General features: G+C 69.7%; 1 protein-coding gene. It reads right to left on the bottom strand.

From position 1 onward, the window contains the following. Positions 1–1001, bottom strand: a 1001-nt coding sequence (locus HUK84_RS19960) for an amine dehydrogenase large subunit (protein ID WP_176641755.1), incomplete at both ends; no start/stop codon positions are given.

The following is a 1001-nucleotide window of genomic DNA, read 5'->3' as shown; positions in this document are numbered from 1 at the left end:
CGCCGTCCTCGGCCGTGGCGAACAGCAGGGGCGAGGCGTCGGAGGTGACGGCGATGCCGCGCGCGGGATGCGGCAGGTCGATGCGGCGGACCAGGGCGTGGCGGGCGGGATCGAGTTCCCAGACCTCGGTCCCGGCGGTCTTGTGCGTCCAGTAGGTGCCGGCATGCATCAGCACGAACAGGTGGCCGCTTGCGCGGTTCCAGGCGAAGGGCTGCAGGCCGCCGGGACGCCAGGCCAGTTCCTGCACCCCGGTGCCGGCGGCCGGCTGGCCGGCGGCCTGCTGGATGGACCAGGGAGCGGCGATGGCGGGATGCTGACCCAGGGTCGCCGCATAGACCTTGCCGGTATAGGAGACGAACAGGGCGCGGCCGGTCGCATGGTCGACCAGGCCCTGTTCGAAGATCGGGTCATTGTTGGCGTCGAAGAACGGCCGGGTGTGGGTGATGGTGACCGCGTTGCCGCCCGTATAGCCGACATCGGTCAGCGAGCCGTCGCCGCACAGGCTGGAGAAACCGCCCGATTTCCAGGGGAAGATGAGGGCGCAGCCCGGGATGTCGACCGTGCGGGCGACCCTGGCGTGCGCGAGGTCGATGATGGTGACGGAGGTCGCCGGGCTCATGTTGAAGGCGTAGGCCCAGTTGCCGTCGGTGCTGACGTCGAAATCCTGCTGCTTGTAGACCGCGAGCGCGCGGGGCGGCAGGGGGATTTCGCGCAGCAGGGCGAGGCTGTGCGCGTCATAGACCTGCAGCAGGTCCTGGCGGGTGCCGTGATCGACGCGCGACCAGATCGTATCGGCCACGTAAAATTTTCCGTGGTCGGGCGAAAACGCGATATTGCCCAGGATGCTGGCGGGCACCGTGCCGAGGATGCGCCCGGCGTCGGCGTCATAGATGGTGTAGGACTGGTCCAGCGTGGCCGGCAGGAACCAGTGCGCCGCGGCGGACGGCAGGGTGGCGACGTCGCTCTGTTCGGCCTGGAGGACCGGGGTCGGCGCCGCGCCG

Origin of the sequence: Nguyenibacter vanlangensis (genome assembly GCF_013376155.1) — a bacterium.
Taxonomy (GTDB): Bacteria; Pseudomonadota; Alphaproteobacteria; order Acetobacterales; family Acetobacteraceae; genus Gluconacetobacter; species Gluconacetobacter vanlangensis.
This window is presented reverse-complemented; position numbering and strand designations above follow the sequence as displayed.